Origin of the sequence: Acinetobacter sp. neg1, assembly GCF_000788125.1 — a bacterium.
Taxonomy (GTDB): Bacteria; Pseudomonadota; Gammaproteobacteria; order Pseudomonadales; family Moraxellaceae; genus Acinetobacter; species Acinetobacter vivianii.
In genome coordinates this window covers 458,608-473,251 of record NZ_JSZD01000006.1, presented here as the reverse complement: position 1 = coordinate 473,251, position 14,644 = coordinate 458,608, and the positions used below count along the sequence as shown (strand labels likewise).

14 protein-coding genes are annotated in these 14,644 nt (G+C 40.8%); 12 read left to right on the top strand and 2 right to left on the bottom strand.

Features of this window, described 5'->3' with window-relative positions:
* Positions 1–89 precede the first annotated feature (89 nt).
* Both PJ15_RS03255 and PJ15_RS03250 read right to left on the bottom strand, forming a co-directional pair.
* Complete coding sequence (locus tag PJ15_RS03255; protein ID WP_005257935.1) at positions 90–1,406, bottom strand: peptidylprolyl isomerase; 1,317 nt, start codon at positions 1,404–1,406, stop codon at positions 90–92.
* Positions 1,406–3,877, bottom strand: a complete 2,472-nt coding sequence (locus tag PJ15_RS03250; protein ID WP_047427919.1) for an LPS-assembly protein LptD — start codon at positions 3,875–3,877, stop codon at positions 1,406–1,408. Before PJ15_RS03250 ends, PJ15_RS03255 begins: the two co-directional genes overlap by 1 nt.
* Before the next feature lie 118 nt (positions 3,878–3,995).
* Here PJ15_RS03250 and PJ15_RS03245 point away from each other — a divergent pair, with 118 nt between their 5' ends.
* The 12 genes from PJ15_RS03245 to PJ15_RS03190 all read left to right on the top strand — a co-directional run bounded on the left by PJ15_RS03245 (position 3,996) and on the right by PJ15_RS03190 (position 14,312).
* The gene (locus tag PJ15_RS03245; protein ID WP_047427917.1) at positions 3,996–5,009 is read left to right on the top strand and encodes an aminoglycoside phosphotransferase family protein; all 1,014 of its coding nucleotides are present in this window, start codon (positions 3,996–3,998) and stop codon (positions 5,007–5,009) included.
* Positions 5,009–5,698 carry an N-acetylmuramate alpha-1-phosphate uridylyltransferase MurU gene (gene murU / locus PJ15_RS03240; RefSeq protein ID WP_047427913.1) on the top strand — a complete coding sequence of 230 codons (690 nt, stop codon included), beginning with the start codon at positions 5,009–5,011 and terminating at the stop codon, positions 5,696–5,698. The genes PJ15_RS03245 and murU overlap by 1 nt, the downstream gene beginning before the upstream one ends.
* Positions 5,699–5,872: 174 nt before the next feature.
* Positions 5,873–6,508, top strand: coding sequence for a 16S rRNA (guanine(527)-N(7))-methyltransferase RsmG (rsmG, locus tag PJ15_RS03235; RefSeq protein ID WP_047427910.1), 636 nt, complete (start codon positions 5,873–5,875; stop codon positions 6,506–6,508).
* 17 nt (positions 6,509–6,525) lie between these two features.
* Positions 6,526–7,308, top strand: coding sequence for a ParA family protein (locus PJ15_RS03230; protein ID WP_047427907.1), 783 nt, complete (start codon positions 6,526–6,528; stop codon positions 7,306–7,308).
* The gene (locus PJ15_RS03225; RefSeq protein WP_047427906.1) at positions 7,305–8,192 is read left to right on the top strand and encodes a ParB/RepB/Spo0J family partition protein; all 888 of its coding nucleotides are present in this window, start codon (positions 7,305–7,307) and stop codon (positions 8,190–8,192) included. The genes PJ15_RS03230 and PJ15_RS03225 overlap by 4 nt, the downstream gene beginning before the upstream one ends.
* Before the next feature lie 47 nt (positions 8,193–8,239).
* Positions 8,240–8,869: a MotA/TolQ/ExbB proton channel family protein gene (locus PJ15_RS03220; protein ID WP_047427903.1), complete on the top strand. Its 630-nt coding sequence runs from the start codon at positions 8,240–8,242 to the stop codon at positions 8,867–8,869.
* A 14-nt stretch (positions 8,870–8,883) separates the two neighbouring features.
* On the top strand, positions 8,884–9,312 hold the full coding sequence (locus PJ15_RS03215; RefSeq protein WP_005257922.1) for an ExbD/TolR family protein: 429 nt from the start codon (positions 8,884–8,886) through the stop codon (positions 9,310–9,312).
* Positions 9,309–11,036 carry a lipid A export permease/ATP-binding protein MsbA gene (gene msbA, locus PJ15_RS03210; protein ID WP_005257920.1) on the top strand — a complete coding sequence of 576 codons (1,728 nt, stop codon included), beginning with the start codon at positions 9,309–9,311 and terminating at the stop codon, positions 11,034–11,036. The genes PJ15_RS03215 and msbA overlap by 4 nt, the downstream gene beginning before the upstream one ends.
* A gap of 2 nt (positions 11,037–11,038) precedes the next feature.
* On the top strand, positions 11,039–12,046 hold the full coding sequence (lpxK, locus tag PJ15_RS03205; protein ID WP_047427900.1) for a tetraacyldisaccharide 4'-kinase: 1,008 nt from the start codon (positions 11,039–11,041) through the stop codon (positions 12,044–12,046).
* A 9-nt stretch (positions 12,047–12,055) separates the two neighbouring features.
* On the top strand, positions 12,056–12,817 hold the full coding sequence (gene kdsB, locus PJ15_RS03200) for a 3-deoxy-manno-octulosonate cytidylyltransferase (RefSeq protein ID WP_047427897.1): 762 nt from the start codon (positions 12,056–12,058) through the stop codon (positions 12,815–12,817).
* 4 nt (positions 12,818–12,821) lie between these two features.
* Positions 12,822–13,805 (top strand): DNA polymerase III subunit delta', encoded by a 984-nt coding sequence (locus tag PJ15_RS03195; protein WP_047427893.1) that lies wholly within the window; start codon positions 12,822–12,824, stop codon positions 13,803–13,805.
* 201 nt (positions 13,806–14,006) lie between these two features.
* A complete protein-coding gene (locus PJ15_RS03190; RefSeq protein WP_004772520.1) occupies positions 14,007–14,312 on the top strand; it encodes a hypothetical protein in 306 nt (101 codons plus the stop codon).
* Positions 14,313–14,644 lie beyond the last annotated feature (332 nt).

Below are 14,644 nucleotides of genomic sequence, written 5' to 3'. Positions count from 1 at the left end.
CGGCAATTGCCGCTATTTTTTATTTGTATTTTTCTGGGCAATAAAAATGCCAGCACGTGGCTGACATTTTCACTTCACTTAAGCTCAACTTACTTTTTTTGCTGAGCTTTAGAGTCTAGGTTGGCATCTTTGATTTCAACATAAGCATTGGCGCGAAGTTCACGCATCCAGCTGTCTACTTCAGTATCAAACTGACGTTCGCCCAAGATTTGACGTGCCATACGTTCTTGCACTTCTTTGGTCATATCTTGTTGGCGAGTATCTGTGACTTGCAGAATGTGCCAGCCGAATTGACTTTGGAAGGGTTGGCTAACTTGACCAACAGGTGTCTCTTTCATTACTTTTTCAAACTCAGGCACCATCACACCTGGGCTAACCCAGCCTAAGCTACCGCCATCACGTGCAGAGCCTGTATCATTTGAATAAGTAGCTGCCAAGGTTGCGAAATCATCACCCGCTTTAGCACGATTGTAGAGGCTATCAATCATTTGCTTGGCGCGATCTAAGCTTACGACTTCTGAAGGTTGAATCAGAATATGGCGAGTCTTGTATTGTGGAACCAGTGCTTTTTGTTCATTTTGCTTACGTTCTAACAACTTTAATACGTGTGTTCCATCACGTACATTGATTAGCTCGGTTGTTTGACCCACTTGAAGTGGGGTGATACGTGCTGCCAATTCTGTTGGAATCTCTGATAATGAACGGAAGCCCATATCAAGACCATCTACTTTTACAGCACCAGTTGAAAACTTGCTGCTAATCGCTTTAGGGTCATCACTGGTAGTGAGTGATTGTTTAACCTGCTGAGCGACTTGCTGTACATCATTGGTATTATCACCAGAGATACGCATATGGATGACATGAACTTGTGTACCCAGTGCAGCTTGACCTTCTGGTGATTTCAGGAAGTTTTCAACATCATGGTCACTGATTTTAATGCGTGACATCACTTGTTGTTGACGTAAACGGCCAATTGCAAGATCTTCCGCAACACGGTTACGCAAGTTTTCGTAAGTACCAGGTGCAATCGCATCTAGCTTTTGCTGAAAAGCTTCTAGTGAGTTTGCACCTGATTGATTTGCAACTTTTAGCACGGCAGCATTCAAGCTTTTCTCATCGGCTTTAATGCCGTAACGCTTAACCTGTTCCAGTTGTGCTTGGCGTACAATCAGTTGATCTAAAACCTGCATTTGCAAGTATTGTTGCGGTGGAACAGTTTTGTTTTGTGCTTTTAATTGGTGTTCTGTTTCAGCAACACCTTGTTCTAAATCACTTTTAAGAATGACACTACTATCCACAATTGCAACAACCTCATCCGTTGGTTGAGCAAAGCTTTGCATTGATGAAGAAATTAGGGCAGCGAGAACAGTGGCTCTAAAGATATGTTGAAAAGGTTTTATCTTCATTAACGTTGTGTCCAAGATTGATTAATTTTGTTGAAACCTAAAACTCTATTCTCCAGAAGTGAAGCGAGCTTATTGTTTAAAGCACCAAGACCTTTTAGCGTGAATTCAGCCATAACTGCATTCTTTTTACGAACTCCTGGAGTATTTGGATCATCCAGATCGTTATAGTAAGAACGGCCATAAACTGACACAGCCCAACAACAAGATTCATAATTTACGCCAAGTAGATATTCGCGCATGACATTGTTGTCGATGTCGTATTGAGCATGACCCATAATACGCCAATTGTCTTTTACAGGTTGTATAAAGGATGCAACCACTTGATCATAAGAGTCTTGACGATCAGGAATATCTTTGCGGTAGAAATAGCCTAAGTTATAGAGATTGCCTTTATCGCCTGTATAGTAGGCTTGGAAATCGCGCTGTGCATTATCACCGTTTGACATCCATGCAGCATTTGAACTGATCGTAACATTCTGGTTGAGCTGGCTAGATAGACTTACAATTGGGCCTGTACGGCGTTGTGTATCAAACTCATCTAGTTTTTCATTTAAGCTTACACGACGATCACTGAAATAGTAACTTTGTCCAACACTTGCTTTAATACGTTCTAAACCTTCCGTATCTAAAAGGCTATACGTCACGCCAAGTGATAGGAAGTTATTGTCATCTAAACGGTCATGCCCGTAGAAACGGTAGGGGTTAAACAGTTGATCGTAATTAATTGATGCTGAAGTAGAGTCAAAGTTTGGATGATCATCCTGTTTTTTATATGGTGAATAAGCATAGAAAGCACGAGGAGAAATACTTTGGAGGTATTTACCATCTTTTTCAAATGTCATTCCAGTAGCAAGAGTGAATTGTGGAACGACAACTGATTTCTCTAAATCATCTGAAGCTGATAATCCGCGACCTTCTTTTGAATCCTGATCGAAGAAAGTATTAATACTGCGAACAGAAACTTCCGGAACGACATAGAACCATGATGGCGTTAGATAATTATATCGAACTGCAAACTGGTTATAGATACGGGTACCACTTGATTCAAGTGCGGAACCATCTTCAATTGATTTCTTGAAGTATGCGGTATCATTATTAAATTCATATTGGAGGCCTTGTGGATCACCAGTGACATAATTTAATAAGAATTGCGGCAATCGCGCATAAGGTTTGTCTGCATCTTTAATCGTTTTATCCAAGGTCTGGAAGTCTTCGACTTTTAACTGAGCTCTAAGACCAGGGATACCATTACCATAATTCAGTTCCCAGGCACGACGTAAATTTAGATCTGTACGTGTGTTGGGGTTGTTATTAAAGTCTGAAAAATAATCTTTATCTGATGCGTAGTTATATTCTAGATTGGTCGACCATTGATCATTGATTCTCCAGTTATGAAGAAAGTGGAGGTCTTCACGGTCTTCATTGTCATATTGATTATCTTGAGCAATATAACCACCCCAAATACGACCAGAACCAAAGCTTTCGGTCATGTAGCGGAATTCAGCATCTAATTTCGCCCCACGTTTACTCATAAAGCTTGGTGTGAGCGTAAGATCGTAATTCGGTGCAAGGTTTAGATAAACTGGTGCGGCAAGTTGTGCGCCACCATCATTACTATAGCCAAAGCTTGGACTCAGTAAACCTGTAGTACGGCGGTCATCAATTGGGAAATTGAAATACGGAACGGCAAGTACGGGCACATCTTTAACATAGAATTTTGTACCGCGTGTGACACCACGACCTGTATCCTGATTTAACTCAATCTCTTTGGCCTGGATTTTCCATGCTGGTTTTTGTTCTGGTGGACATGCGGTATAACTTGCATCTTTAAAGATCACCAGATTTTCGTTGGCACGTTTGATCTGAGTGGCATGACCATGTGCATGTTGTTGTTCTGAGATATAGAAACTATTGTTTAAATCCCCAGTCTGGGTCTTTAAATTATAGTCAATTGCATCACTTTGGGTGAGGAGACCTGATTGAGCAAGTTGTACTCGACCCTCGGCATTGGCATGCGTTTGTGTTGAGTCAATAGTGACCTGATCGGCACGAATAGTACGGCCTTCCTGATCGATGACGACATTGCCTTGCAGAACTGAATCGCCCGCTGGATTGTAGTGTCCATAGTCAGCGGTAATCACTGAAGTGGTGGTACTCGCATCTCCCGCTTTTGTTTCAGGATTAATTGGTGTTACCCAAGTCCCTTGGCAAAAAGAAGAGCTTAAATAGCGGTTATCACGCAATTGGGCTTCTGGTGCAGATTTGTCTACATAATATTGCTGGAAAAAATGTTCCCCAGGATAACTTTCTTGGTCTTGCTGTCCTTGATTTCGAATGGCTGCTTTGAGCTGTTTGTTGTCAAGCGTAGAGACAGCATCAGCTTGTGCCGCGAAACTGGATTGAATCGAGCCGCCACACAAGAGTGTCAAAATAGCTGTTGCTAAAGGATTAAATTTAAACTGATGTTTCATTGTCTCATTAACCAGTACGCTAATTCACAATTAATTATTGTCGCATCATAGAGAAAAAGTTGATAAGTGGCTACACTTAAGCTTTCAAAATCTCAGCTAGTTTTAGATTTTATTGCAAATGAATACACAACGTGAACAATTGATACAAACTTGGCTTCAAGCCACTCTCCAATCTGATCAATTCGAGATCAACTTTTTAGCAGGAGATGCAAGCTTTCGTCGTTATGCGCGAATTAAGTTACAAAACAAAACATATATGCTCATGGATGCGCCGCCTGAAAAAGAAGATTGTGCACCATTTGTAAATATCGATGAGTTCTTTGATAAAAATGGTGTGCGTGTTCCGCATATCATTGCCAAAGACCTGACATTAGGTTTATTGCTACTGGAAGATTTTGGTGATGTGGTGCTATCAACATTACTGAATGATAAAACAGTAGATGAGTATTATGCTCAAAGCTTTAAACAGTTGATTGAACTGCAACAGGTTGATGGGCAGGCTCATTTGCCAGCTTATTCGTATGAAAAGCTCATGACTGAAATGCGTTTGCTAACTGAATGGATGTTGCCTTCATTAAAGATTCAGCCGACAGAGCAGCAGTTGGAAACCATTGAACAAGCATTTGATTTTCTGGCGATCGAAGCAACTCAGCAGCCGCAAGTAATTGTACATCGTGATTTTCATAGTCGTAATTTAATGAAAATTGAGGATGAACAAGAATTAGGGGTGATTGATTTTCAGGATGCTGTGATTGGCGCAGATACTTATGATCTGATTTCTATTACGCGTGACGCCTACGTGCAATGGAATGCTGAGCGTGTTTATCAATGGTTTGAAGTGTTCTATAACTTATTACCAGCTTCTGCCAAAGAAAATCGTAGTTTTGAGCAGTTCAAGCGTGATGCAGATCTGATGGCGATTCAACGTCACATCAAGATTTTAGGTATTTTTGTCCGTTTATTCGAACGCGATGGAAAATCAGGTTACTTAAAAGATTTACCGCGAGTGATGTGGTATTTACTTGAAGAAAGCCAGGGTTATGATGAGTTAAATGACTTTATGCAATTTATCCGTGACGTTGTCATGCCTAAGTTTATTGCGCAATATGGTGATTACGAGGTTGCAGCATAATGAAAGCGATGATTCTTGCTGCTGGTTTAGGCAATCGCATGCGTCCACTGACTTTACATACGCCAAAGCCTTTGCTCGAAGTCGGTGGGAAACCGCTGATTGTCTGGCATATTGAAAAGTTGCAGAAGGTTGGCGTCACAGAGATTGTGATCAATACGGCTTGGTTAGGCGATAAGCTTGTTGCTGCTTTGGGTGATGGTTCGCAATTTGGTGTCACTATCTTGTGGTCACACGAAGGCGAAGGTCTGGAAACAGCAGGCGGCATCATCAATGCTTTGCCATTGCTGGGTGAGGAACCGTTCATTTTGGTGAATGGGGATGTCTGGACAACGATGGACTTTTCAACGCTGTTAAATGTTCAGTTAGATGATAAGCAGGCGCATTTGGTTTTGGTCGAAAACCCGCCTCAACATTTAAAAGGAGACTTCATCCTGGCAAATGATTTAGCTTATACTTTTGAGCAGGAACAGTTGGGGGAAGCCTTAACCTATAGCGGTGTTGCTGTTTTAGCGCCACACATGTTTACTGGGCTGGAAAATGGCAAGCGACCTTTGGCACCTTTATTGAAACAGGCGATGCAACAGCAGCTAGTTTCAGCTGAAAAGATGCAGGCGATCTGGGTCGATGTAGGAACGCCTGAGCGTCTAGAACAGCTTGATCAACAAATCAAGCAAGGCGCTTTCGTATAACAAAAATTGCTTTGTCTATCTTTGATTTGCCTAAGAAAAGACAAAAACTTAATGGATTGTGCAGTTTATCATGCTTGTAAATGATTAACTGCATAATCGTTCAACAAGTCCTACTGTGCCTTGTATCAGAAATCGGTATACTGCACAGCAAATTTATCGAGATGTTGCACTGTTATGCATCCTTTTTTTCAAGAATTAAAGCAAGGTAGTCAAGCTCTGGGTCTGAACCTGAGTGAGGACACCCTAACACTCTTATTGAAATATCAAGATGCTCTGGTGCTGTGGAATAAGGCATATAATTTAACGGCTATTCGTGAGCCGAAAGAAATGCTGGTTAAACATTTATTAGATAGCTTAAGTATCTTGAATGATTTGCCGCAAGGTCGTTTATTAGATGTAGGAACGGGTGGTGGAATGCCAGGCATGATCATTGCATTATGCCAACCAGAACGTTCTTGTGTCCTTTTGGATTCGAACGGGAAAAAAATTCGTTTCCTGAAGCAGTTTATTGCTGACTTGAAACTGCAAAATGTAATTGCAGTTCAAACACGTGTTGAAAATGAAGATAGTATTGGTGAGCTGGGTCAGTTCGATGTCATTACAAGTCGCGCATTTGCGTCTTTAACCGACTTTGTCGATGCCGCACAACCATATATGCATGAGCAGAGTATTATTGCTGCAATGAAAGGCTTGATTCCAACTGATGAAATTGAGCAAATGAAAGATGAGTATTCATGTAAGATCATTGAACTTCGTGTCCCGAGATTAGATGAACAACGTCATTTACTTTTACTTCAACGTATTCAATAAAAATATTAAGGGTAATCATGGCTCAAATTATTGCGATTGCAAACCAAAAAGGTGGTGTAGGGAAAACCACGACAGCAGTCAATCTTGCTGCCTCTTTGGCGATCTTGAAAAAACGTGTCTTGTTGGTTGATATGGACTCACAAGGGAATGCCACCATGGGGTCTGGCATTCAAAAGAATGATTTACTGTACTCGGTGACAGATGTATTGCTGGGTGAAGTGCCGATTGAAACTGCGATTCAGAAAGCAGAAGTCGGTTATAAGGTTTTAGGTGCGAACCGTGAACTTGCTGGGGTAGAGCTTGCAATTGCAGAACAGGAAGGGCGTGAGTTCATTCTTAAAAATGCTTTGCAGGAAGTAGAATCTTCTTTTGATTATATCATTGTTGATTGTGCGCCAAGCCTCAGCTTGATTACTGTCAATGCCTTAGCTGCCGTAAATGGTGTGATTATTCCAATGCAATGTGAATACTATGCACTGGAAGGTTTGGCTGATCTGACGCAAACCATTGACCGTATACAAAAAGCCCTTAATCCAAACTTGGAAATTGTAGGGGTATTACGTACCATGTATGACGCTCGTAATGCATTGACACGTGATGTGTCTGCCGAATTAGAGCAGTATTTTGGTAAAAAGTTATACGAGACAGTGATTCCTCGTAATATCCGTTTGGCGGAAGCGCCAGCACATGGTTTACCTGTGATCTATTTTGAGAAAAGTTCTAAAGGCGCTATTTCATATTTGAATCTCGCTGCAGAAATATTGAAGAAAAGTAAAGTGAAAAAAGGAAGTGCTGTATGAGCATCAAAAAACGCGGATTGGCTAAAGGTCGTGGTTTAGATGCGCTATTAGGTTCAATTCAAAAAGAGAAATTGCAACTTGAAGCACAGGCCTTGGATCATGGTCAACTCAAGCAAATTGATGTCAATTTATTAAAACGTGGTGAATATCAGCCACGTCGCTTTATTCATGAACAAGACTTACAAGAGCTTGCAGCATCGATTGAAAAACATGGTGTGATGCAACCGATTGTCATTCGTCCTGTCGACGATGAGCAGCAACCATACGAAATTATTGCCGGTGAGCGTCGTTGGCGCGCTGCACAGTTGGTGGGTTTGACTGAAATTCCTGCGATTGTGCGTGATTTAAATGATCAGGTTGCCATTGCTTTAGCGTTAATTGAAAACATTCAGCGTCAGGATTTAAATCCAATTGATCAGGCAATGGCTTTACAGCGTTTCCATGATGAGTTCGGTTTAAGTCATCAGGAAATTGCCGATACCGTCGGTAAGGCACGTACCACCGTGAGCAATTTATTGCGCCTTTTGAGTCTTGCTGATCCGATTAAAGACCTGATGCAACAAGGTCAAATTGATATGGGACATGCGCGTGCCATTCTTGCGTTAAAAACCAAAGACCAGATTTCAGTTGCGCAAATCGTGATTGAAAAAGGTTTATCGGTACGTCAAACTGAACAGTTAGTACGTGAGTGGAGTGAACCAAAACCTGAAAAGGAAAAGGCTCAGATTTCTCCTGACATTGAACAATTGACTCAGAAACTCTCAGAACGTTTCGGAGCAAATGTAAAAATTGACCATAACCAGAAAGGTAAAGGGAAAATGGTCATTCACTACCACTCATTGGATGAGTTGGATGGAATCCTCAATATTTGTTTACCTAACTAATATTTAGGATACGTCCTTTTATATTTTAAATATTATTGGGGAATAATATGTGGGAACTTGTGAAAGCGGGTGGCTGGTTGATGCTGCCCCTTATTCTGTCATCAATTTTTACGGTTGCGATTACGATTGAACGATATATTCGTTTAAAGCGATCACAAGTTTTACCTCAGGCTTTACTGGTCAATGCGACAGATGCTGATACTATGATTGCACAGCTCGAGCAAGATGAAGCATTGAAAAGTCCACTCGGACGTATTTTAAAAGCAGGTTATGATCATCAGGATCAGGGTGAACAATTTGCCCGTGCGCAAATGGAAGCCACTGCTTCGCAAGAGATCAGCGCCTTAGAAAAGAATATTAATTTCCTTGGTACATTGAGTGCAATTGCACCTTTACTGGGTTTACTCGGTACCGTACTGGGGATTATTGAATCATTTTTGGTGATTGATGTCGGTTCTGCGGGCAATGCCAGCATGATGATGCCTGGGATTTCAAAAGCCTTGATTACTACAGCCGTGGGGATGCTGATTGCGATTCCTGCAATGATTGCCTATCGTTATTTTCAACGTGTCGTGCATGAATATATTGCAGAGTTGGAACAGCAATCGACTTTATTTCATGCTGCACTTTTCTATAAAAAAGCGTCTCCTTTACAAGAACACCGTCGTGCAAGCTGAGCCGAGGTGGCATCATGAAATTTAAACGTTCTCAAGTTGAAGATATTCATATTAATTTGACACCAATGATTGACTGTATGTTATTTATTTTGGTGTTTTTATTATTATCCACGACTTTTAGTCAACAAAGTCGTATAAATCTGACACTGCCCGATGCACAAGGGGTTCCGCCTAAACAGTTCGATCACAAAATTGAAATCATGGTAGACTCCACAGGGCATTATGCTGTGAATGGTCAGGCTTTATCCAGTAAAGATATTGCCGATTTAAGTACTGCGATCAAGCAGGTTGCTCAAGATCGTCGCGATTTGATGTTTATTATTGCTGCTGATGCGAAAGCCACTCATCAAGATGTGATTCGGGTGATGGATGTGGCAGGCCAGCTTGGCTTTATGAACGTCAATATCAGCACTAAAGTTCCAACTAGAGGTTTTACTGAGTGAATCAAGATTTTAAGGTTTATGTCCGCTTAATATCGTATTTAAAATCTTATTGGGGCGTTGCCTTATTTGTCTTGCTTGGTTTTGGTATCAACGCTGCCACAGAAGTTTCTGTGGCAAAGTTGCTTAAATACATTATCGATGCAATTCAAAGTGGTAGTCGTGAGAATCTGGACTGGTTTCCTGCACTCATCGTCTTGTTAATGTTCTTCCGTGGCGTAGGTTTATTCCTCGGTGGATATTTCTCAGCGGTGATTTCGCGGAGTCTGGTATTCAGTATTCGTCAGGAAGTGTATGCAAAACTTTTAAGACTGCCAGCTCAGTATTATCTTGATAACAGTGCGGGTCATATCAGCGCAAAGCTGATGTATAACGTTGAGCAGCTCACCGCGGCATCCTCTGAGTCTTTGCAGACTTTGATTAAAGATGGTTTGATTGTTATTGGTTTGTTGAGTTATCTACTTTATACCAATTGGCGTTTAACCCTGTGTATCGTCGTTTTCATGCCGTTTATTGGTATTCTGGTCAGAATCGCATCGAAGAAGATGCGTAAGCTCTCTATTCAAGTACAAAATACCATGGGTGATGTGAACCATGTGGTACAAGAAACCATTACCGCAAACTCGGTTGTGAAAAGCTTTACTGGCGAAGAGTTTGAGCAGAAGCGCTTTTATAAGTCTTCTGAAGAAAACTTACGTCGTGGTTTGAAAATGGTTGTGGTGCAAAATATCAATAGCCCAATCATTCAGCTCTTGTTGTCGATGGCAATGGCAATCATCCTTTGGTTAGCGCTACGTCCACAAGTGTTTGGAGATACCTCTGCGGGTGAGTTCATTTCATTCATTACCGCTGCTGGTTTGATCTCTAAACCTGTAAAGAATTTGACTGATATCAATGAAAAACTGCAACGCGGTTTGGCTGCAGCACACTCAGTATTTGAGTTGTTAGATTTACCTGAAGAAGTCAACGATGGTCAGTTGAAACCTGTTTTAAAAGGCAATATTCAATTTGATCATGCGAACTTACGTTATGAAGATGGTACACATGCCATTAAAGATTTCTCTTTAACCATCAAAGCAGGACAAACTGTTGCTTTGGTTGGGCGTTCTGGTGCGGGTAAGACCTCATTGGTTAACATGCTGCCACGTTTTCAAGAGCTAAGTGAAGGTCAGATTTATTATGATGGCATTGCTGTCAAAGAAATTGAGCTGGCTTATTTACGTTCTCAAATTGCCACAGTGAATCAGCAAGTTGTACTATTTAACCGTTCAGTACGTGACAATATTGCTTATGGTCAATTACAAGATTCAAGTGATGAGCAGGTGATTGCCGCAGCGAAAGCAGCTTATGCACATGACTTCATCATGAATCTGCCACAAGGCTATGACACGATTCTGGGTGCACAAGGTTTAAATCTTTCCGGTGGTCAGCGTCAACGTATTGCGATTGCCCGTGCAATTCTTAAAGATTCTCCAATCTTGATTTTAGATGAAGCAACCAGTGCGCTGGATAATGAATCTGAATACTTTATCCAACAAGCCTTTGATGAAGCGATGCAAGGTCGTACTACCATCGTGATTGCACACCGTTTATCGACTGTTGAAAATGCGGATCTGATCGTGGTGATGGACAAAGGCCAGATTATTGAGCAGGGTACCCACGCTGAGCTGTTGGCTAAGCATGGTATGTATTATCAATTACATCAACGTAATTTTGAGGAAGATTAAGCATGTCGATGGCGCAACGTATTCAGGATGCCTGGAATGAACAGGCTTCATGGTTGGTGGTGTTGCGCCCACTGTCATGGTTGTACCGATTGGGCTTTTGTACCAATCAGGCACTTTATAAAAATGGTCTAAAAAAAGTCTATAAAGCACCAGTCCCAGTCATGGTGATTGGTAATATTACGGTCGGTGGTAGCGGTAAAACACCTTTATTGATCCAGTTGGTCAAATACTTGCAACAGCAGGGCCTTCGAGTCGGTGTGATCAGTCGTGGTTATGGGGCCGAAGGGCCTTTTCCGCTCTTGGTTACTCAATCCTCCGAACCTGATGCTGCTGGTGATGAACCTTGTCTTATTGTGCAGTCGACACGAGTTCCAATGGCTGTTGGCCCAAATCGTCAGGCGGCAATCGAACTGTTACTGCAAAATCAACAACTTGATCTGATTATTAGTGATGATGGTTTACAACACTGGGCCTTAGCACGTGAAATTGAATGGATTGTACTGGATCAAAATCGTGGTTTGGGGAACGAGAAATTGTTGCCAGAAGGTTATTTAAGAGAGCCTAAATCACGCCTAAACTACAGTACGGTGATTGAACATACCAAAGTTGCTCAACCTAAGCAGAACATGCATCTGGAAGTAGGTCAGCCTTATTTATTAAATGCCAATCTGGATACGCCTTGGTTTGATCCAAAGCAGTATTTTAATGCGGTGGTGGGCATCGGTTTCCCACAGCGTTTTTACCAGACCTTGAGCAAGCTCGAAGTTGATCAATATCAAGCGCATGAATTTCCAGATCATCATGATTATGAAATTGCTGATTTAAGTTTTGATAATCCAGATGCAATCATTACCACTGAAAAAGATGCCGTAAAATTCAAGGCATTATTAAAGCAACATCCTGAATTTAATATTCCGATCTGGGTGGTACCCGTCGAAGCAGTTTTATCGCCTGACTGTTATGTGTTGTTAAAACAGCAATTAAAACAGGTCGGGATTCAACTTTCTTAGAGATCTATCATGAAGCATATTGTTATTCCTGCTCGTTTTGCGAGCTCTCGTTTGCCAGGAAAACCATTACTCCTTATTCATGGTCGACCAATGATTTTGCGGGTGGTAGATCAGGCAAAAAAAGTTGCTGGTTTTGATGATTTATGTGTAGCAACAGATGATCCTCGTATTGCAGAGGTTTGTCAGGCAGAAGGTGTGGATGTGGTTTTAACCAATCCTCAGCATCCATCTGGTACGGATCGTTTAAGCGAAGTTGCTCGTATCAAAGGTTGGTCAGCAGACGATGTGATTGTGAACGTACAAGGTGATGAGCCTTTATTGCCTGCTCAACTGGTACAACAGGTCACACAGCTTTTGATTGATAATCCACAATGCTCAATGTCTACTTTGTGCGAGCCGATCCATCAGTTAGATGAATTTCAACGTGATAGCATCGTGAAAGTGGTGATGAGCAATCGTAATGAAGCGCTTTATTTTAGTCGTGCGACCATTCCTTATGATCGTGACGGCGCAAAACAAGCTTTACCAACGCTACACACACAGGCTTTCCGTCATTTAGGTCTATATGCTTACCGTGTGAAATTATTGCAAGAATACGTGACTTGGGAACAGGGCAATCTGGAGAAACTAGAAAGCCTAGAGCAATTACGTGTTTTGGAAAATGGTCATCGCATTGCGATTGATGTTGCAGAAGCGAACTTACCCCCAGGCGTAGATACACAGGCGGATTTAGATCGTCTCAATACAATGCCTGTGAGTGCATTTGAATAAGATTATGGTCGATACTCAAATGAAAACACTGTATCCCTGGCATGCACAGACTTGGGAACTTCTCAGTACACGATTTCCTCATCTGGGACATGGGTTATTATTTTATGGCAAAAAAGGCTGCGCCAAAAAAGAGTTTGCTGAACGTTTTGTTGCTTGGGTGCTTTGTTTAAATAAACAGGCACAAGCTGCTTGTGGTGAATGTACAAGCTGCCAATGGCTAAAATCGGATACACATCCTAATTATGTGCATATCACTACAGACGAAGAAAATAAAAAACAAAACGCAAAAATCAAGATTGAGAAAATACGTGACTTACTGCCATTTGTTCAACAAACAGGTGAAGGCTGGCGTGTTGTGGTCATTGAGCCTGCGGAAGCATTAAATACAGCCTCTGCAAATGCTTTGTTGAAAACGCTAGAAGAACCGGGTGAGCGAGTCGTATTGATTTTACTTGCTGATCATTATTTGAAATTACCTGCCACCATTCGCAGTCGATTACAGCATTTTGCGTTAGATCGTTTAACGCTTGAAGATGCGCAGACTTTTGTCAAACAGCAAATTCCAGAAATTTCATCAAGCCAAGTGTCATTATTGCTGAATCTTGCCAATGATATGCCGCTAACGGCGATTGAAATTGAAAAAAGTGAATGGTTGCAGAAACGCGCTATTTTCCTTACTGACTGGTTGAAGTTGGTTGCAGAAAAAAATATGCCTTTGAACTATTCAAATAAATGGTCTAAAGAGCTTAATTTTTCAGAATTTATGACCATGTTTGAGTATTTGCTGGGTGATTTGATTAGTTTGAAACTCAATCAGGCGCTTAAAAATGATGATCTGGATTTTAGTCGTTTGGTCGAGTGTTATAACCTTGAGCAGCTATTTGGAATCTATTCTGATTTGCAGCAGAAAAAACGCATGGTTGAGCAGAATGTTCAAACCCAACTGGTAATGGATGAGCTGTTTATTCAGTTGATGAATGTAGCTTAATCGTGCTTTAAGTACTCGGCTGACTGATTGTTTCAATAAAACAGGGAATGAACTTGCCTCTAAAATAAGTTCATTACCTTGTTTTATATTACTTATGTAAAAATTGTATCTAAAATGTACATTGCTCTTTAATCCTTGATCAAAAAAGAATATAAAATGTGAAACACTTCACAATAATATTAAAAAATAAGGAATATCGAGATGAAAATTAAATCTATCGCGATTGCGTTGTCATTTGTGATTTTACCAAGCATGGCAATGGCTGAACCGAAGTTTATTTCAAATATTAATGGATCATCTTTTCAGATTAATGCGTCTAATGCGGGTTCACAAGCTTACGAATGTGTATATAGCTACTCTTTCAATCATGTCCGTGGTGCTGGCGCAAATCAGTTCAGTGGTAAATTTTATATTGAAGCTGGGGCCAACAACATTTCTGTCATTGCCAGAAATACCGATCAAGCGATTAGTAAATTAGACTTTGATTATAAATGTACTGAAAAATAAAAAACTTTATTTTTATCATTATTAAAAAGCCGCTCACAAGAGCGGTTTTTTTCTAAATCACATCTGTATTTTTCTTATCATTTCTTTCAAGCTGTCATCTGTTGTAAAACTACGGCACGTATTATTCGAAAAAGTGATAAATAAGCTGCTTTTTTAAATGCCCTAAATTGTATTTAACCTAAACATCATTTGTTGTTTGCAGGATTGTTTTCTATAATTCAGTCATATAAGACGTATAGATATTAAATGAACGATCACGAAAGATAGGCTATAAATCAGATGGAAACATTCGGATGTTTTATACGTCGAAAGTAGACGTTCTAGATTTTGTG

Bases quoted from the DNA above. Each gene is read 5' to 3' on its own strand.
- PJ15_RS03190 (WP_004772520.1), top strand. From the start codon at position 14,007: ATGAAAATTAAATCTATCGCGATTGCGTTGTCATTTGTGATTTTACCA.
- PJ15_RS03195 (WP_047427893.1), top strand. From the start codon at position 12,822: ATGGTCGATACTCAAATGAAAACACTGTATCCCTGGCATGCACAGACT.
- murU (WP_047427913.1), top strand. From the start codon at position 5,009: ATGAAAGCGATGATTCTTGCTGCTGGTTTAGGCAATCGCATGCGTCCA.
- rsmG (WP_047427910.1), top strand. From the start codon at position 5,873: ATGCATCCTTTTTTTCAAGAATTAAAGCAAGGTAGTCAAGCTCTGGGT.
- PJ15_RS03230 (WP_047427907.1), top strand. From the start codon at position 6,526: ATGGCTCAAATTATTGCGATTGCAAACCAAAAAGGTGGTGTAGGGAAA.
- PJ15_RS03245 (WP_047427917.1), top strand. From the start codon at position 3,996: ATGAATACACAACGTGAACAATTGATACAAACTTGGCTTCAAGCCACT.
- lpxK (WP_047427900.1), top strand. From the start codon at position 11,039: ATGTCGATGGCGCAACGTATTCAGGATGCCTGGAATGAACAGGCTTCA.
- PJ15_RS03255 (WP_005257935.1), bottom strand. From the start codon at position 1,406: ATGAAGATAAAACCTTTTCAACATATCTTTAGAGCCACTGTTCTCGCT.
- PJ15_RS03250 (WP_047427919.1), bottom strand. From the start codon at position 3,877: ATGAAACATCAGTTTAAATTTAATCCTTTAGCAACAGCTATTTTGACA.
- PJ15_RS03225 (WP_047427906.1), top strand. From the start codon at position 7,305: ATGAGCATCAAAAAACGCGGATTGGCTAAAGGTCGTGGTTTAGATGCG.
- PJ15_RS03215 (WP_005257922.1), top strand. From the start codon at position 8,884: ATGAAATTTAAACGTTCTCAAGTTGAAGATATTCATATTAATTTGACA.
- PJ15_RS03220 (WP_047427903.1), top strand. From the start codon at position 8,240: ATGTGGGAACTTGTGAAAGCGGGTGGCTGGTTGATGCTGCCCCTTATT.
- kdsB (WP_047427897.1), top strand. From the start codon at position 12,056: ATGAAGCATATTGTTATTCCTGCTCGTTTTGCGAGCTCTCGTTTGCCA.